At 48.6% G+C, this 14,971-nt stretch carries 15 protein-coding genes and 2 tRNA genes; 6 read left to right on the plus strand and 11 right to left on the minus strand.

The window, feature by feature from the left end; genetic code table 11:
- Window positions 1-11 precede the first annotated feature (11 nt).
- Both ACXAH1_RS22255 and ACXAH1_RS22260 read left to right on the plus strand, forming a co-directional pair.
- Window positions 12-88, plus strand: a tRNA-Met gene (locus ACXAH1_RS22255).
- Window positions 89-174: 86 nt separating this feature from the next.
- Window positions 175-251: transfer RNA gene (locus ACXAH1_RS22260), tRNA-Met, on the plus strand.
- Window positions 252-898: 647 nt separating this feature from the next.
- On the opposite strand, the gene ACXAH1_RS22265 is transcribed toward ACXAH1_RS22260, so the two are convergent.
- The 7 genes from ACXAH1_RS22265 to ACXAH1_RS22295 form a co-directional block, all read right to left on the minus strand.
- Window positions 899-1,027, minus strand: coding sequence for a hypothetical protein (locus ACXAH1_RS22265; RefSeq protein ID WP_268795184.1), 129 nt, complete (start codon window positions 1,025-1,027; stop codon window positions 899-901).
- Between the two features lie 293 nt (window positions 1,028-1,320).
- The gene (locus ACXAH1_RS22270) at window positions 1,321-2,505 is read right to left on the minus strand and encodes a dipeptidase (protein WP_475199752.1); all 1,185 of its coding nucleotides are present in this window, start codon (window positions 2,503-2,505) and stop codon (window positions 1,321-1,323) included.
- 98 nt (window positions 2,506-2,603) lie between these two features.
- Window positions 2,604-2,849: a YheU family protein gene (locus tag ACXAH1_RS22275; protein ID WP_475199754.1), complete on the minus strand. Its 246-nt coding sequence runs from the start codon at window positions 2,847-2,849 to the stop codon at window positions 2,604-2,606.
- Between the two features lie 7 nt (window positions 2,850-2,856).
- Window positions 2,857-3,846, minus strand: coding sequence for a hydrolase (locus ACXAH1_RS22280; RefSeq protein ID WP_475199818.1), 990 nt, complete (start codon window positions 3,844-3,846; stop codon window positions 2,857-2,859).
- 454 nt (window positions 3,847-4,300) lie between these two features.
- Window positions 4,301-4,441: a DUF3149 domain-containing protein gene (locus tag ACXAH1_RS22285; protein WP_010386996.1), complete on the minus strand. Its 141-nt coding sequence runs from the start codon at window positions 4,439-4,441 to the stop codon at window positions 4,301-4,303.
- Window positions 4,442-4,559: 118 nt separating this feature from the next.
- The gene (locus ACXAH1_RS22290) at window positions 4,560-5,003 is read right to left on the minus strand and encodes a TIGR02444 family protein (protein WP_475199756.1); all 444 of its coding nucleotides are present in this window, start codon (window positions 5,001-5,003) and stop codon (window positions 4,560-4,562) included.
- Complete coding sequence (locus ACXAH1_RS22295) at window positions 4,997-6,919, minus strand: ATP-binding cassette domain-containing protein (protein WP_475199758.1); 1,923 nt, start codon at window positions 6,917-6,919, stop codon at window positions 4,997-4,999. The genes ACXAH1_RS22290 and ACXAH1_RS22295 overlap by 7 nt, the downstream gene beginning before the upstream one ends.
- A gap of 160 nt (window positions 6,920-7,079) precedes the next feature.
- Between ACXAH1_RS22295 and ACXAH1_RS22300 the strand changes: the two genes are divergently transcribed.
- Window positions 7,080-7,280, plus strand: a complete 201-nt coding sequence (locus ACXAH1_RS22300) for a YheV family putative zinc ribbon protein (protein WP_010386993.1) — start codon at window positions 7,080-7,082, stop codon at window positions 7,278-7,280.
- A 28-nt stretch (window positions 7,281-7,308) separates the two neighbouring features.
- Here the strand turns inward: ACXAH1_RS22300 and ACXAH1_RS22305 are convergent, their stop codons facing one another.
- Both ACXAH1_RS22305 and ACXAH1_RS22310 read right to left on the minus strand, forming a co-directional pair.
- On the minus strand, window positions 7,309-7,521 hold the full coding sequence (locus ACXAH1_RS22305) for a SlyX family protein (protein WP_475199760.1): 213 nt from the start codon (window positions 7,519-7,521) through the stop codon (window positions 7,309-7,311).
- 2 nt (window positions 7,522-7,523) lie between these two features.
- Complete coding sequence (locus ACXAH1_RS22310; protein WP_138549640.1) at window positions 7,524-8,516, minus strand: WD40 repeat domain-containing protein; 993 nt, start codon at window positions 8,514-8,516, stop codon at window positions 7,524-7,526.
- A 269-nt stretch (window positions 8,517-8,785) separates the two neighbouring features.
- On the opposite strand from ACXAH1_RS22310, the gene fkpA reads away from it, so the two are divergent.
- Window positions 8,786-9,556, plus strand: a complete 771-nt coding sequence (fkpA, locus tag ACXAH1_RS22315) for an FKBP-type peptidyl-prolyl cis-trans isomerase (protein ID WP_475199762.1) — start codon at window positions 8,786-8,788, stop codon at window positions 9,554-9,556.
- 103 nt (window positions 9,557-9,659) lie between these two features.
- On the opposite strand, the gene ACXAH1_RS22320 is transcribed toward fkpA, so the two are convergent.
- Window positions 9,660-10,133: an Rsd/AlgQ family anti-sigma factor gene (locus tag ACXAH1_RS22320; protein ID WP_054017636.1), complete on the minus strand. Its 474-nt coding sequence runs from the start codon at window positions 10,131-10,133 to the stop codon at window positions 9,660-9,662.
- 642 nt (window positions 10,134-10,775) lie between these two features.
- Here ACXAH1_RS22320 and hemE point away from each other — a divergent pair.
- Window positions 10,776-11,843: a uroporphyrinogen decarboxylase gene (gene hemE, locus ACXAH1_RS22325; RefSeq protein WP_046006930.1), complete on the plus strand. Its 1,068-nt coding sequence runs from the start codon at window positions 10,776-10,778 to the stop codon at window positions 11,841-11,843.
- A gap of 77 nt (window positions 11,844-11,920) precedes the next feature.
- Here the strand turns inward: hemE and speE are convergent, their stop codons facing one another.
- The gene (gene speE / locus ACXAH1_RS22330; protein WP_475199765.1) at window positions 11,921-12,787 is read right to left on the minus strand and encodes a polyamine aminopropyltransferase; all 867 of its coding nucleotides are present in this window, start codon (window positions 12,785-12,787) and stop codon (window positions 11,921-11,923) included.
- Between the two features lie 241 nt (window positions 12,788-13,028).
- Between speE and speA the strand changes: the two genes are divergently transcribed.
- Window positions 13,029-14,909, plus strand: a complete 1,881-nt coding sequence (gene speA, locus ACXAH1_RS22335; RefSeq protein WP_475199767.1) for a biosynthetic arginine decarboxylase — start codon at window positions 13,029-13,031, stop codon at window positions 14,907-14,909.
- The last annotated feature ends 62 nt before the right edge of the window (window positions 14,910-14,971 follow it).

Below are 14,971 nucleotides of genomic sequence, written 5' to 3' on the forward strand. Positions count from 1 at the left end.
GAAAATACAGGCGCGGGATGGAGCAGCCTGGTAGCTCGTCGGGCTCATAACCCGAAGGTCGTCGGTTCAAATCCGGCTCCCGCAACCACTTTCTAAGTGGTAACGAATGAAGGTCGTCGGTTCAAATCTGACTACCAACTTCTTTAAGTAGAAGTAAAACACTGAAAATACAGGCGCGGGATGGAGCAGCCTGGTAGCTCGTCGGGCTCATAACCCGAAGGTCGTCGGTTCAAATCCGGCTCCCGCAACCACTTCCTTATGTGGTAACGCCGAAGGTCGTCGATTCACTCTTCATAAATCAAGGTCTCCCGCAACCACTTCCTTATGTGGTAACGTCGAATATCGTCGGTTCACTCTTCATAAATCAAAGGCTCCCGCAACTACTTCCTTATGTGGTAACGTCGAATATCGTCGGTTCACTTTTCATAAATCAAGGTCTACCGAAAACACTTCCTTTTATGGTAACGCCGAAGGTCGTCGATTCACTCTTCATAAATCAAGGTCTCCCGCAACCACTTCCTTATGTGGTAACGCCGAAGGTCGTCGGTTCACTCTTCATAAATCAAGGGCTCCCGCAACCACTTCCTTATGTGGTAACGCCGAAGGTCGTCGATTCACTCTTCATAAATCAAGGTCTCCCGAAATCACTTTTTAGTGGTAAGGCCGAATGTTGTCGGTTTACTCTTCATTAATCCAGCTTTGTAACATTCAGCACAATTTTATGATTCAGCACAATTTTATGTCTAATCTGTGGTGGGTTGGGCAGTTAATGTCTTTCCATGCCCTAGGCTTGGTATTCGTTCGGTGTGGTGAGTATTTAAATGCGTGTGTTCACACACACGCGTCAGGACCTGTGACCTGCATTAACACAGACAGCTGTAATCTGTTCTGTTGCAGCTCATAAGATCCGAGTGGTTACATCCACCAGATGGACAGTCCACAGTATCACGGCAAGTACCTCCAGGGTATAGCGTTCTGCAGGTAAGCGTGTTGTTATAATCGCCGCCAGCCACATTCGGTGTTGCATTACGATTAAGATCCTGAGATGCGTTCAGTTTTTTCAAGCTTTTCTTGTGTAGTGATAGTTTCATTTTCATTTCCCTAAACAACTAAATTATTATTTGATTTTCATTGGCTAGAGTTAAAAAATTCCTTTCTAGCGAATTGAAGTTAGCACTTTAATTGCACAGTTGTAAATAGCTATTTGTGATTGTTGTTATTTTGTATAAAGTTGAGGGTGCGCATCGTAGAGTCTGAACTGAGAGAGTTTAATTCGGGAAGCTGCCGGGCAGCCTCCGAAATAGGAAAGTAGAGACTGTATTAAAACTGTCTGGCGTACTCTTCAGCCTGTCGCCATACACGCAGGGTGTTACCGCCGAGGATTTTCTTGATCTGACCTTCGGTGTAGTTACGATCTAGCAGTCCCTGAACCAGGTTCGGGTACGTCGAAACATCTTTTAGCCCGATAGGTAATGAATCACCTACACCGTCATAGTCTGAACCAATGCCTACATGGTCTATGCCGATCAGCTTAACCACGTGATCAATGTGATCGAGTACTTGTTCTAGGGTCGCGAAAGGAAACGGGTTTTTCGCCCGATAAGCCGCTCTGAAATCGGTTTTACTCTTGCCCTGACTGGTGGCCTGCGCTTCTGCCTCATTACGTTGGTCGTACCAAGCGCGTGAGCTGCTGGTAACAAAGCTGGAACCAAAGTTAATCTGAATCACACCACCATTCTTTTTCAGTGCTTTAAGCATCTTGTCATCCATATTGCGCTCAAAACCTGGTGTGTATTTACGCAAGGATGAGTGTGAGGCAATCACAGGCACTTTTGACAACTCCATTACCTGATAAAACGCAGCATCTGAGATATGGGAAACGTCGATCAACATGCCAATCTTGTTCATTTCTGCGACCAGCTCTTTACCAAATGGGCTCAGGCCTTTCCACTTGCGGCGAATATCGTATGATGAGTCGGAAATATGGTTGCTTTGCGAGTGGGCCAGTGTGATGTAACGCACACCACGGTCGAAGAAATGCTTCAGGTTGGCCATATCGCCTTCGATAGGCGAGCCGTTCTCCATGCCCATAGCGACAGAGATTTTCTTTTCACGGAAGTGGCGAAATATGTCTTTGGTATTGTAGGCCATGGCAAACTTGTCTGGTGCACGTTGTGCCAGCGCTTCCATCCCGTCGATCAGCTGGTTAGCCAGCTGGTAACTCTTGCCTTTACCCTCAAATTCCAGATTAGCAGGAATGTAGATCGACATAAACGGCGCATTCAATCCACCTTGCACAGCACGAGGGTAGTCGAAGTCGCCGCTTTTGGTGGCTTTTGTCACATCTTCCCAGTGCTCCAGAATACGATAGGGCACATCAATGTGGGTATCGATCAGAATATTTTGCTTCGCGATGTGTCTGGCGCGCTCAGACGCCTGAATATCGTTGGCATAGGCGTTCGACAGGCTTAAAGCCAGTGCGCAGAGTGTAGCGGGTAACTTCATGGATTGACCTTATTATTCTTTGTAGTGTGTATCGATTGTAGCAAGTTGGTGCTTATCTACAATTCATTCTGTCGGTCAGCCAGGCTGGCTGACCGCATTTATTCGTAGTCGTATTCCTGTGTCTGCATGGCGTGGAACTGAGCTTTTGAAACAATATTCACCGACTCGTGTAGCTCGGAATAAACAAGCAGAGCTTCACCCGATTTGAGTTGAGCGTGAACCTGCTCGACCTTGCGCTCTGTGCTGACTTCATTGTCACCATAGTCGGTGCCTTCACGCAACACATAGTGTTCAATCAGATTGCTCAATGTGGTTGGGTCCAGTTGTTGATATGGAATGATCATAAATTTCTTAAACTCGATGAGTGTGTAATGAATGCAAATAGGCCGGTATGATCTGCTCAAGCCAGAAAACCGGCTTAAAAGGATTACGGCCTGAAATAAAGCCCACATGTCCGCCACGCTGTGACACGGCCAGGGTAACCTGATCACTGATCTGAGCCTGAGTGGGCACTGCACGGCTCGATAGCATAGGATCATCGGCTGCGTGGATCAGCAAGGTTGGTGTGGCTATCTGTTTTAGATAGGGTTGAGCACTGGCCTTGGCGTAGTAATCTTCAGCGCCTTTAAAGCCGTGCAATGGCGCCGTGATCCGCTCATCAAATTGCCACAGATCGCGGATCTGTTGTATCTCGTCGCGGCCGATCTGTAAGGCGTGCTCTATCTGATCAAACTTACGGGCGAACGATCGCTTCATGCGATCCAGCAAATACTTTTGATACAGTTTAAAACAACTTTTTCGGATCACCTGGCACGAGGAGGACAAATGATAGGGCGCAGAGATCACGGCAGCACCATCGAGCTGACTATTACGACCTTGTTCACCTAAATATTTGGCCAATACATTGCCACCGAGTGAGAATCCCACGGCGTATATTGGGCGCTCTGCAAAACGTTGCCTCAAAGTGCGGAGCAAAAAGTCTAGGTCGCCCGTTTCGCCACTGTGATAGGCTCTGGGCTGGCGATTCACCTGACGTGAACAGTTGCGGAAATGCATCAGGACGGCATCCAACCCGGTGGCAGTCAATGCACGTAGTAAACCCTTTGCGTAGAAGCTGTTGATATTACCTTCGAGTCCATGCAAGACCACAACCAAGGGAGCGTGTTCATCTGCATTTTTTGCCCACGCGAGTTCCAAAAAGTCATCGTCGGGTGTGTCGAGATGCTCATAGCGTACATTGGCTTTCAGAGTGGGTCTGAACAGGCGAGGCAAAATGGTTTGCAAGTGGCGATTACGCATCCACCAGGCGGGTTGAAAGGTTAACTCTGACGGCTTTAACATGTGGTTCGTATTTCCTGTAAATACCTCTGCAACGGCGAAGCTCATACCCTGAGTAGCATTGTGGTTTGTTTCTGTGTTGTCCGCGATATTGGCGAGACTGGTATGATGAGCCTGAAATGGGATCAGTGTATCAAACTGAGGGAAATAACCCAAAAAATGTTCGGGTAATACCAATTTGCTTAATTAAGTGTTCTATTTTGAGGCGAGAAAATATGGTCGATAACAAGGCGAAAATTTTGCTATTTAGTTGTTCTAAATGAGAAATTTTTAACGCCGTTAGCGTCATATTTGCTCCGTCAAATTGAACAGGTATTAAGTGAAATTGGTATAATAAAAAGCACCCGACCAGCAGGGCTGATAAGGTGCTTTGTGCGTCGTGCTTAATTCTAGAACGGGAACTAATTGCTTAACGTTTTAACAACATGTTTCGAATAACATAAAAGAGTGTCGACTGTTACTCAGGTACTTCTGCTTCTTGCACTTTCTTGATGAAATAGTAGACGTAGAAACAACACAGTACGATTACCACGCCCAAGATGCCGAAAGAGAGAAATAACACTGGGTCAGTAAAAAAGTCTCTGAAGAATACGTTCATGTCTGTGCCTCCTGATTTGTCGATGAGGTAATCTTAGTCGAGCACTCACAAGGCAGATATGATCAAGATCAAGTTTCACCAGTGCCCACGCGGGACTTGGTAAATTGCTTGATCCCGATCATGTTTTTGTGGGGATGCAGGCTTGTTGAGCGGGTGTCAGGTAGTGATTTAGATTGTCTGGTGTTGGGTTTTGCTGCAGAGGGTGTTGATTAAGGTAGTCGATAAGCAGAGACTGTTGCAGCTTCTCCTGGGCCAGCTCCGCTTTGAGCATGTGCTGACGCAGTTCAGCATAAGCCTGGTAGTGCTTATGCTGTTGCTTCAGTGTGGCGCGTACTTTACGTTGGGGGTGCAAAACGCAGCGGTCAAATGCTTCGCACTCCGTGCACAGTTCTGCAAACTGCTCAGCTGTGAGCGTGATACCGAGTTCGTCGAGATACATCAGCAACAAAATCAGGTTCACATTTTTGTGTTCAGCCTCTTGTAGCGTGAGTAGTGCGTCCTGCATACCTGCACGGGCATAGTGCGTGCAGGCATAGCTCCAGAACTCTTCGGCATCTAGCATATTTCGCCACTTTGCTCGAAGTGAGCCTGTTTCTCTTCCAGCTCTTCAAGCGCCAGTAACAGGGCTTCCTCGGTGTCATTCAGCTGAGGTGTCAGCTTGGCCTGTTGAGCCAGCATCTCACTGAGTTTGCCTTTATTTTGCTCTGAGTACAGGTCGTTGTCGGCCAATGCCGTTTCCACTTCGCCAAGGGCAGCGCTGAGCTTATCCAGCTCTTTTTCGAGCTTATCTATCGATTTCTTCAGCGGTTGAACAGCCTTGCGGAACTCGGCTTCCAGGCGTTTCTGCTCTTTACGGTTCACGCTCGAGTGGGCTTTGTCTTCACAGCTGTCTTTGCGCACCGCTTCTTTATTGACGTTGAGTAGCCACTGGTAATAGGCATCCAGGTCATAGCCAAATGCACTCACCTCGCCCTGATCAACCAGGTAATACTCGTCTGCGGTGTGTTTAAGCATGTGGCGATCGTGCGAGACGGTGACCATTGCACCTTCAAAGCCTTGCAGTGCCATGACCAGCGCATGGCGCATCTCCAGATCCAGGTGGTTGGTTGGCTCATCCAGCAATAACAGGTTAGGCTTTTGATAGACCAGCATGGCCAGCACCAGACGCGCTTTTTCACCACCGGAAAACGGCTTGACCGGCTCCAGCGCTTTGTCGCCATTAAACGCAAATCCCCCCAGAAAATCGCGCAATGATTGCTCGCTGGCCTGAGGATCAAGACGTTGTAAGTGGGTTACCGCACTGGCAGAAAGATCCAACGACTCCAGCTGGTGCTGGGCGAAATACCCAATTTTCAGCCCCTGATGCTGAAAGACTTCCCCTGCCTGCGGGGATAGCTCACCTGCGAGCAGTTTGATAAGCGTTGACTTACCGGCGCCGTTACGGCCCAACAGGGCAATGCGGCTGCCTGGCACCAGGTTGAGTTTGATCTTGTGTAAGATAGTCACATCGCCATATCCGGCCTGAGCCTGATCCAGTGTCATCAGTGGGTTAGGCATATTGTCCGGGTTGCTAAACTCAAAACTGAACGGCGAGTCGGCATGAGCGGGGGCCAGTTTTTCCATCCGTTCCAGCGCTTTAACCCGGCTCTGTGCTTGTTTGGCTTTACTCGCTTTGGCTTTGAAACGGGTAATAAACTGCTCCAGGTGAGCAATGGTAGCTTGTTGTTTTTCGTACAACGCCTGTTGCTGCGCCATGCGCTCGGCCTTTTGGCGCTCAAACTGCGAGTAGTGACCTTTATACACATTGAGCTGTTGCTGGTCGACATGCCAGATCTGATCGACCACGGCATCAAGGAATTCACGGTCGTGTGAGATCAGCACTAACGTGCCCTGGTAGGCTTTTAAGAAACGCTCCAGCCAGTATACAGCATCGAGATCAAGGTGGTTGGTTGGCTCATCCAGCAGTAACAGATCGGCATCGCGGATCAGTGCCTGAGCGAGGTTCAGACGCATTCGCCAGCCCCCGGAAAACGCGCTCACAGCATCGCTGAGTTGTGCATTACTAAACCCTAAGCCATGCAGTAGTTCTCCCGCTTTGGCTTCAATACCATAGCCGCCAACCACTTCTATCTGCTGATGCAAGCGCGCCTGTTCGGCACCATCGCCGGATGCTTCGGCACTGTGCAGCGCACTACGCAGGGCATAGTATTCCGGATGACCCTGCAGCACGTATTCCAGTGCACTGACAGCCAGTGCCGGGGTTTCCTGTTTTACAGATGCAATGGACCAGTCTTTCGGGATTTGTAACTCGCCCGCATCCAGGTGTAATTCTGATTTGAGCAAAGCAAATAGGGAGGACTTGCCACAGCCATTGGCCCCGACCAAACCCACTTTGTGCTGTGGGAATAAGGTGGCACTGGCATTTTTCAGCAGTGTTTTACCACCGCGCATAAGTTCAATAGTCGAAAGCTGGATCATACCGTTACATCACTGTTTGATAGTGCGCTCATCATAACACGGATCCCCGAAGACACTCCAAGCGTATCAACAGTGAGTAATATAGGATAAAATACACGGAGAGGGCGCTGTGCCCATACTGTGAGTTGTAAACTGAACCACAAACCTGAGGTAACTAAAGGTGAGAAAGAAAAAGCGCTTTATTGCAGGAGCATCCTGCCCTGAATGTCATGAAGCAGACGTCATGATGTTGTACAAAGAGCACGACGTGGAAAAGGTTGAATGTGTGAAGTGTGGTCATATCATGACGCAACCGAAAGAGGCTGTTCAGGCTTCAACGCGCCAGTTTGAACAGGTTATTGGTGTGTTCAGACCTGAATAATCGGAGCCAGAACGGCTCCGTAGCACTATCAATAGTGTGGCGGAGGCGGCTCCTGATGCTGCGGCATCATACCCGAGTCTTTACCTTCTTTAATCTTTTCAGCCAGTAATTCAATCTGGCGCTGCATTTTGGCAAGGCGTACCTGATGCGCACTCAGCTCATTGTTTAAAGTCTCTATGGTATCGTCCTGAAACGCCACTTTGGCTTCCAGCTCATTAACACGATTTTCGAGGTCTGTCATGGTTACTCTCTTGCAAATTGTTCTAACAGGCCGCTGGAACTTTCTGTCAGCAGGGTTGCATCGTCTCCTGTAAATGCGACATCAAAGACAACGGCAGACTTGGGGCGGCTCCCCTGCCTTGGTTTTACGCGCCAGGTAGCGAGTTTTTCACCGTCTTCAACCTGCCACAGGGTGAGTTGTCGGTTTGGTGAGCCTGTTGCAATTAACCGCCCATCCTGATTAAAGCGCACGGCACTGAATATCTTTTGTCGCGCAATATACTGTAATTGCGCTTTGATTTCACCTGAAGTGAGCTGCCAGATACTGGCCTTTTTCATACTGTCAGCGGTAAAGGCATAACGTCCCTCGGGATCCAGCGCGACTTTAGTGACCCGGCTGGGGTGGTTAAAACGGTGGATCACCTGCCCGGTACGGGTGTCCCAAAAGTAAGCACTGTAATCGTTGGCGCCACTTAATGCGAAGTGGCCATTGGGTGACAACGCAATACTATTAATTTTTTCTTGGTGACCAAGGAACTCTATGCGCCTGCCGCTATCTAAGTCGAGATGTACGACGACGTTGTCGCTGCGTCCGTATAGGACATAGCGACCTTCGTTGCTGATTGCGATGTCTCTGATGGTGCCTTGTTCTATCTGGTAATAGCCAATATTCTGGCCGTCAGATAAACGCCAGATGGCAAAGCGATCATTGGCCGCTGTGACGGCGCTGGAGTTATCGTGGGCAATGGCCAGTGAGTGAACCAGTTCATCGGCCTGTTGAGACTGGGACCACTGATATTTTAGTCCATGTGTGGTGTTGTCCCATAAAACCACCCCATGTTCGATGGATGACACTAAACTGTAACGCCCATCGTGTGAAATAGCGGCGGCGAATGCACCTCGGGCGGCATGTTCGACGGTTAACAGGGCGTCAGAGCTGTCCCCTGAACAGCCAGATAGTGATGAAGTGATGAGTAATAAGGCATATTTTGTATTGTGCCGTAAATTTTTGGGCATAAATTCGGTATTTCCTCTTAACTCCATGATTTGCACCGAGTAGACTAGTGGGTAATTTGCAGAGGCCGCTCAACAGATATTAGCCTATCGGTACATGAATGTCGCCGATCACGAAATGAATTTTATGTCAAATTAGAGAAATTTGGCTTTATGCGCTTCGGATGTTAATGTGGCATCCACCCTTTTTAAGATTAATATAATTTTAACAAAGACACCCAACCAGGATAGTGATTGTCGCACTCTGAGCCTGGGTTTGTCGGAGAGAAAACATGAAACACACAATTAAGTTATCTTTAGTGGCTGCCGCAGTTCTGGCACTGACCGCTTGTAATCAAAAAGCAGAAGAAAAAACTGCCAAAGTTGAAGAAGTGAAGCTGGAAACAGAAGTTCAGCAGCAGGCTTATGGTATCGGTGCATCGGTTGGTAACTTCCTGCAAAAAGACATGGCAGACAAAAAAGAGCTGGGTATTGAGTTAGACCAGGCTTTGATCATGCGTGGTTTCAAAGATGCGCTGGATGGCAATGCAAAGCTGGACGAAGCGAAAATTCGTGAAGTGCTGACTGCATTAGATTCATCTGTACGTGAAAAGCAAACTGCAAAAGCACAAGCAGATGCTGAGAAGAACAAAGCGGAAGGCGCTGAGTACCTGGCCGCAAACGCTAAGAAAGACGGTGTGACTGTAACCGAATCAGGTCTTCAGTATGAAGTACTGAGCGAAGGCGAAGGTAAAAAACCAGTCGCCACTGACATCGTTAAAGTACACTACAAAGGTACTTTGCTGGACGGTTCTGAATTTGACAGCTCTTACTCACGCAACCAGCCTGCAACTTTCCCTCTGAACCAGGTTATCGCTGGCTGGACTGAAGGTCTGCAGCTAATGGCAGTTGGTTCTAAGTATAAGTTCACTATCCCTTCAGAGCTGGGCTACGGCGAACGTAACCTGGGTAAAATCCCTGCTAACTCAACACTGGTATTCGAAGTAGAGCTACTTGAAATCCAGGAAGAGAAAGACCACGGTCACGCACACGACTCTGAGTAATATGTTGTGTTGTTCCAGCCTCGTCTATCGGTGGGGCTGATAAAACAGACAATAAAAAAGGACCTGAGCGGTCCTTTTTTATTGGGTCTTCAATCAACGTATATCAGTCTTCACTGTGGTTGGCGTAGAGGTTGTCAATCAACTCATCTTCGAGTGCAAAGCGCAATTCCAGTGCTTCTCCCAGCTCAGAGAGATCCTTATCAAAATCAGACATCAGATTATCTGATTGCATTTCTGCGTACTTGTCGTTGAAGTCCAGTGCCAGGTCGGTTGTATCTGTGATCCTAGGATACAGAGACTGCGCCAGTTTCAGGCTTTGCGGGCCTTTTTCTTTACAGGCTGCGACCAGGTTATCATAAATTTCAAAGTGCCCGGCTGACAGGTAATCCATCAGGATCTGACAAAAAGTCTGGATCTGTAGCTGGTCAGGCAGGGCGTGGTCATCTTGTTCGAAAGGTGACAGTCCTGCGACTTTACAATACAGCAGCAAAAGCTCCTGTCGCTCAGCTAACCAGTTGTCGATAACGCTATGGCTACCTCCCCACCTTTGTTGGGCTTGTTCTAAGCGTGACAGCATAGTTATCTCCTTAGCGGGTCATTATCTGCCCGTGGCTTGCCAAAAACATCGGCACAGATTGACCCAAAATGGGGTCAAAACTTGATAGTAAACACCGAAAACCGGTTATGCCGAAATTGTTTATCTGACCTCTATAAAAAGGAAAACTGATGCAAAGGTCAACCTCTTTTTTTACCAAGTGAGCAATTTGCAGGAAGTGTTTCTGATGTAGGTTCGGTAATAACTCTTGTTTACAGGTCAAACAGTTAAGTATTGGGTAGGGTGACTGAAGATATGTTTAAAAAAGTTAAACAAAAAAGCCGCCTCAGGTGGTATTCCTGAGCGGCTATCAATGCAGTTTAGCAATAGAGCTTTATTATTATTGGTTTTAAAGGTGTTTTTATTCTTCTTAGCGCAGCAAATTTATAGCAAGCTTTTACCCTTGTTGCAAACAGTTTAATCGAGTGTTTTAAGTCTGGTTTGTAATTTGTTGAAGTAAAAGGGTTTTAATTTTACGCGTGTTGGGTGAAAAGTGACCGCTCTCTCTGAGTTCTGTTAATCCAGATCATACTGACGGGAATTTGCATGCTGTTTCAATAGTGACGTATTCAAGTTAATGATACAATCTGAGCAATTTTTACAGCATTGGAATGAAATTACGCTATGAGCGAGTTGAAAAATGATCGTTACCTGCGCGCGTTGATGAAGCAACCCGTAGATGTTACGCCCGTTTGGATGATGCGTCAGGCTGGTCGCTATCTTCCTGAATACCGAGCGACCCGTGCGCAAGCCGGCGACTTTATGAGTCTGTGTAAAAACGCGGAACTGGCGTGTGAAGTTACCCTGCAGCCATTGCGTCGTTACCCGCTTGATGCGGCGATCTTATTCAGCGATATCCTGACTATTCCGGATGCGATGGGACTGGGTCTGTACTTTGAAACAGGGGAAGGCCCTAAATTCGAACGTCCAATCAGCTCGCTGAGCGATGTGCAAAAGCTGCCTAAGCTGGATCCAACCGATGAGCTGGGCTACGTGATGAACGCCGTGAGCACTATCCGTCGTGAACTCAAAGGCGAAGTGCCGTTAATCGGGTTCTCAGGCTCGCCGTGGACACTGGCGACCTATATGATTGAGGGCGGCAGCAGCAAGACCTTTGGCAAGATCAAGAAAATGGCGTTTGCGGAGCCTAAGACCTTGCACCTGCTACTCGATAAAGTCGCGGATTCCGTCATTGACTACCTGAATGCACAGGTCAAAGCTGGTGCTCAGTCTCTGATGATCTTTGACTCATGGGGTGGGGTGCTAAGCCCACGCGACTACAAGGAATTCTCGCTACAATACATGCATAAGATCGTAGATGGTCTGATCCGTGAAAACGATGGTCGTAAAGTACCGGTCACTTTGTTCACCAAAAATGGCGGCCAGTGGATTGAAGCCATTGCGGCAACGGGCTGTGATGCGGTTGGCCTGGACTGGACAATCGACATCGCTGATGCTAGACGCCGTGTGGGTGACAAAGTCGCACTGCAAGGCAATATGGACCCGTCTATGTTGCACGGTACACCAGAGCGTATTCGTGAAGAGGTACAGCATATCCTGTCTGGCTATGGTCAGGGATCAGGACATGTGTTCAATCTGGGTCATGGTATTACTCCAGATGTGGACCCTGAGAATGCAGGCGTGTTTATTAACGCCGTACATGAATTCAGCCGTCAGTACCATCAGGAATAACTGACAGGCAAAAAACAAAAAACCCGGCAGATGCCGGGTTTTTTTATGTCTGGACAAACGCTGCCAGTGAGCAGGTATTAATCTTTGCTTTCAAAAGCACGGCGCATAAACCCAGGGGTTGCCAGCGCACCTTTGTGTACTCCGGTGTTGTAGTACTCGGTGTCAAAGCCAGCTTGTTCGGCATCCTGTTCGCGGAAGCCGTTAAACATCTCGCCTTTACGTGCCAGTGTTGCTGACCACAGACCACTTGGGTAGATAGGTTGCGGGAATGGCAGGGTTTGCAGATCAACAAAGCCAACATCCAGCATGGCCTGGCGCATTTCTTTTAGCAAGGTCATGTGCATCAGTGGAGACTCGCTTTGCTGAACCAAAATACCGCCCGGACGCAGTGCTTTCAGGCAGCTGGTATAAAATGCATGGTTAAACAGGCCCTCGCCAGGTCCAACCGGATCGGTACCATCGACAATAACCACATCAACGGATTCTGGCGCTGCGTTGTGCATATATTTGATGCCATCATCAAACATCACGGTGGCGCGCGGGTCATCGTTAGAGGCACACAGTTCAGGAAAATACTTTAATGACATTTGCGTAACGACTTCGTCAATGTCGATTTGAGTCACGGTTTCTACGTCCGGGTGTTTGAGTACTTCACGTAGCGTACCGCAGTCACCACCACCGATGATCACTACATTCTTGGGTGCCGGATGAGAAAACAAAGCCGGGTGGCTCATCATCTCATGATAGAAAAAGTTTTCCCGGGTACTGACCATAGTACAGCCGTCGATGATCATCAGATTACCAAAATCTGTGGTCTCGTACATTTCAACATTCTGAAATGGCGACTGGATCTCGTCCAGTTTACGGTTGACGCGCAATGAGAACGCGCTGCCATCACGGTCGCTGATCTCAGTAAACCAGCGGTTTGCTTCTAAATTTGACATTGTTGCCTTCATGCAGATGTAATTTTCAGAGATTTTGCCAGCGCTTTCGCCCCAGCTCAATCTATTTTAGCGCATAAACGACGACTCGGTTAGGAACAAAACAAGGCGAGAAAGTAGTTCGGCCAGCAAAGCTCGCCAAAATGACGGGCCTGTTTTGTTGCTTGGTCTGGCAAAAGATTGTCACATCTTGGCCTTAAGTATTAAAATATGCAGTCTGTAAAGCTAGTTAATAGAGATTGCCATGACCTGGGGTTTGCAAACCGCACGTGCTACTTATAACGTCACTCACTGGAGTGAAGGATATTTTGACATCAATGAGCAGGGGGAGCTGGTTGCCTATCCCGATGGCGATCGCGCAAAACCGGCTATTTCATTGGTTGAGTTAACCGAGCGCTTCAAGGAGCAAGGCCTGACTTTGCCCGTGCTGGTACGATTTACCGATATTCTCAATAGCCGCGTCGAGACCATGACACAGGCTTTTTCACAGGCAACTGCAGCCAAATCTTATCAGGGGCAATACACTTGTGTTTATCCTATCAAGGTGAATCAGCAACGCTCCGTAGTCAGTAAGTTACTGGCACATCCGAGCGGCCTGGTTGGTCTTGAAGCCGGGTCTAAACCCGAACTCATGGCGATACTGGGCATTGCCAAAGATCCCATCACCATTGTTTGCAATGGTTACAAAGACAGCGAGTTCCTGCGCCTGGCGATGATCGGTCAGGCGATGGGCCATAAAGTGCAGATCGTGATTGAAAAGCTCTCTGAGCTGGATACTTTGCTCAAGGAGATCTCGACTCTGGGCATTGAGCCGGCCATTGGCATTCGTATTCGTCTCAATTCCATTGGCAAAGGAAAATGGCAGAACACAGGCGGAGAAAAAGGGAAGTTTGGTCTGACAGCCAGTCAGGTACTCAGTGCGGTGGACAAGCTCAAAGCGCAAGGCAAACTGCACTTAATGCAACTGGTGCACTTCCACATTGGCTCGCAAATCGCCAATATCCGTGACATTCAGCGTGCACTGCGCGAGTGTGCCCGCCACTATGCCGAGCTGTCTCAGTTGGGTGTGCCATTGAAAACAGTCGATGTGGGTGGTGGCCTGGGCGTGGATTACGAAGGGTCCGGCTCTCGCAGCGCCTGCTCAATGAACTACACGGTGGCGGAATATGCCCGTAACGTGGTCGGTGCCTTTGCCGAGGTGGCAGAGCAGCACGGGTTGCGTCATCCGGATATTATCACTGAATCCGGCCGAGCATTGACGGCACACCATGCAGTGCTAATCACCGACGTGATTGACGTGGAAAAAGCGCCTTATCAGGTCAACCCCAGTGCGCCAACGCAATCAGCACACCATATCCAGCAGGAGCTGTGGTTATCATTGCAAAGGCTGACTCCCAGACTGGCGATAGAAACATACCATGATGCCATGCACCTGTTTGGTGATGGTCATGATCAATATGTTCATGGCCTGATTGGCATGCAGCAATGGGCACAAATTGAGCAGCTGTATTTCACTATCTTACAAAGAGTCAAAGAATGCCTGAATATTCATTCGCGCTCGCACCGCGAAGTGCTGGACGAGCTCAATGAAAAGCTGGCGGATAAGCTGTTTGTGAACTTCTCGTTATTCCAGTCCTTACCGGATGTCTGGGGGATCCAGCAGCTGTTCCCGGTAATGCCTATCGCGGCGCTGGACCAACCTCTGACTCAACGTGCGGTGATTCAGGATATCACTTGTGATTCAGACGGCCAGATCCGGGAGTACGTAGAAGGGGCGGGGATTGAATCCAGCTTGCCTATTCCGCCTTATCAGCCGGGTGAGCAGTACCATATTGCAATGTTTATGGTGGGGGCATATCAGGAAATCCTCGGCGACTTGCACAACCTGTTTGGCGATACCGATTCGGTTCATGTGGAACTCACTCAGTCAGGCTACGAGCTGAGCAATGCCATCAAAGGCGACAGCGTTGAAGATGTACTGAGATTTGTACACTATGACAAAGCCGCACTGGCAGAGAATTTTACCACGCAAATCTCTGCACTGGCGGTTGATGAGGCGACTAAAGCTGACTATCTGGCACAGCTACATGCCGGACTCAGTGGCTATACCTATTTTGAAGACTAAGTTCCCGTCCATTCGTAAGTAAGTACCGGCTGCCCCACGAACCTTGGCAGCCGAGGCCCCGG

This window comes from Pseudoalteromonas sp. AWH4_217, assembly GCF_056161105.1.

What these genes read in the sequence shown, in the direction of transcription:
- fkpA (WP_475199762.1), top strand. Translation starts at nt 8,786, where the DNA reads ATGAAACACACAATTAAGTTATCTTTAGTGGCTGCCGCAGTTCTGGCA.
- ACXAH1_RS22270 (WP_475199752.1), bottom strand. Translation starts at nt 2,505, where the DNA reads ATGAAGTTACCCGCTACACTCTGCGCACTGGCTTTAAGCCTGTCGAAC.
- ACXAH1_RS22295 (WP_475199758.1), bottom strand. Translation starts at nt 6,919, where the DNA reads ATGATCCAGCTTTCGACTATTGAACTTATGCGCGGTGGTAAAACACTG.
- ACXAH1_RS22280 (WP_475199818.1), bottom strand. Translation starts at nt 3,846, where the DNA reads ATGTTAAAGCCGTCAGAGTTAACCTTTCAACCCGCCTGGTGGATGCGT.
- speA (WP_475199767.1), top strand. Translation starts at nt 13,029, where the DNA reads ATGACCTGGGGTTTGCAAACCGCACGTGCTACTTATAACGTCACTCAC.
- ACXAH1_RS22320 (WP_054017636.1), bottom strand. Translation starts at nt 10,133, where the DNA reads ATGCTGTCACGCTTAGAACAAGCCCAACAAAGGTGGGGAGGTAGCCAT.
- ACXAH1_RS22265 (WP_268795184.1), bottom strand. Translation starts at nt 1,027, where the DNA reads ATGCAACACCGAATGTGGCTGGCGGCGATTATAACAACACGCTTACCT.
- ACXAH1_RS22275 (WP_475199754.1), bottom strand. Translation starts at nt 2,849, where the DNA reads ATGATCATTCCATATCAACAACTGGACCCAACCACATTGAGCAATCTG.
- ACXAH1_RS22310 (WP_138549640.1), bottom strand. Translation starts at nt 8,516, where the DNA reads ATGCCCAAAAATTTACGGCACAATACAAAATATGCCTTATTACTCATC.
- ACXAH1_RS22305 (WP_475199760.1), bottom strand. Translation starts at nt 7,521, where the DNA reads ATGACAGACCTCGAAAATCGTGTTAATGAGCTGGAAGCCAAAGTGGCG.
- ACXAH1_RS22285 (WP_010386996.1), bottom strand. Translation starts at nt 4,441, where the DNA reads ATGAACGTATTCTTCAGAGACTTTTTTACTGACCCAGTGTTATTTCTC.
- speE (WP_475199765.1), bottom strand. Translation starts at nt 12,787, where the DNA reads ATGTCAAATTTAGAAGCAAACCGCTGGTTTACTGAGATCAGCGACCGT.
- ACXAH1_RS22290 (WP_475199756.1), bottom strand. Translation starts at nt 5,003, where the DNA reads ATGCTAGATGCCGAAGAGTTCTGGAGCTATGCCTGCACGCACTATGCC.
- hemE (WP_046006930.1), top strand. Translation starts at nt 10,776, where the DNA reads ATGAGCGAGTTGAAAAATGATCGTTACCTGCGCGCGTTGATGAAGCAA.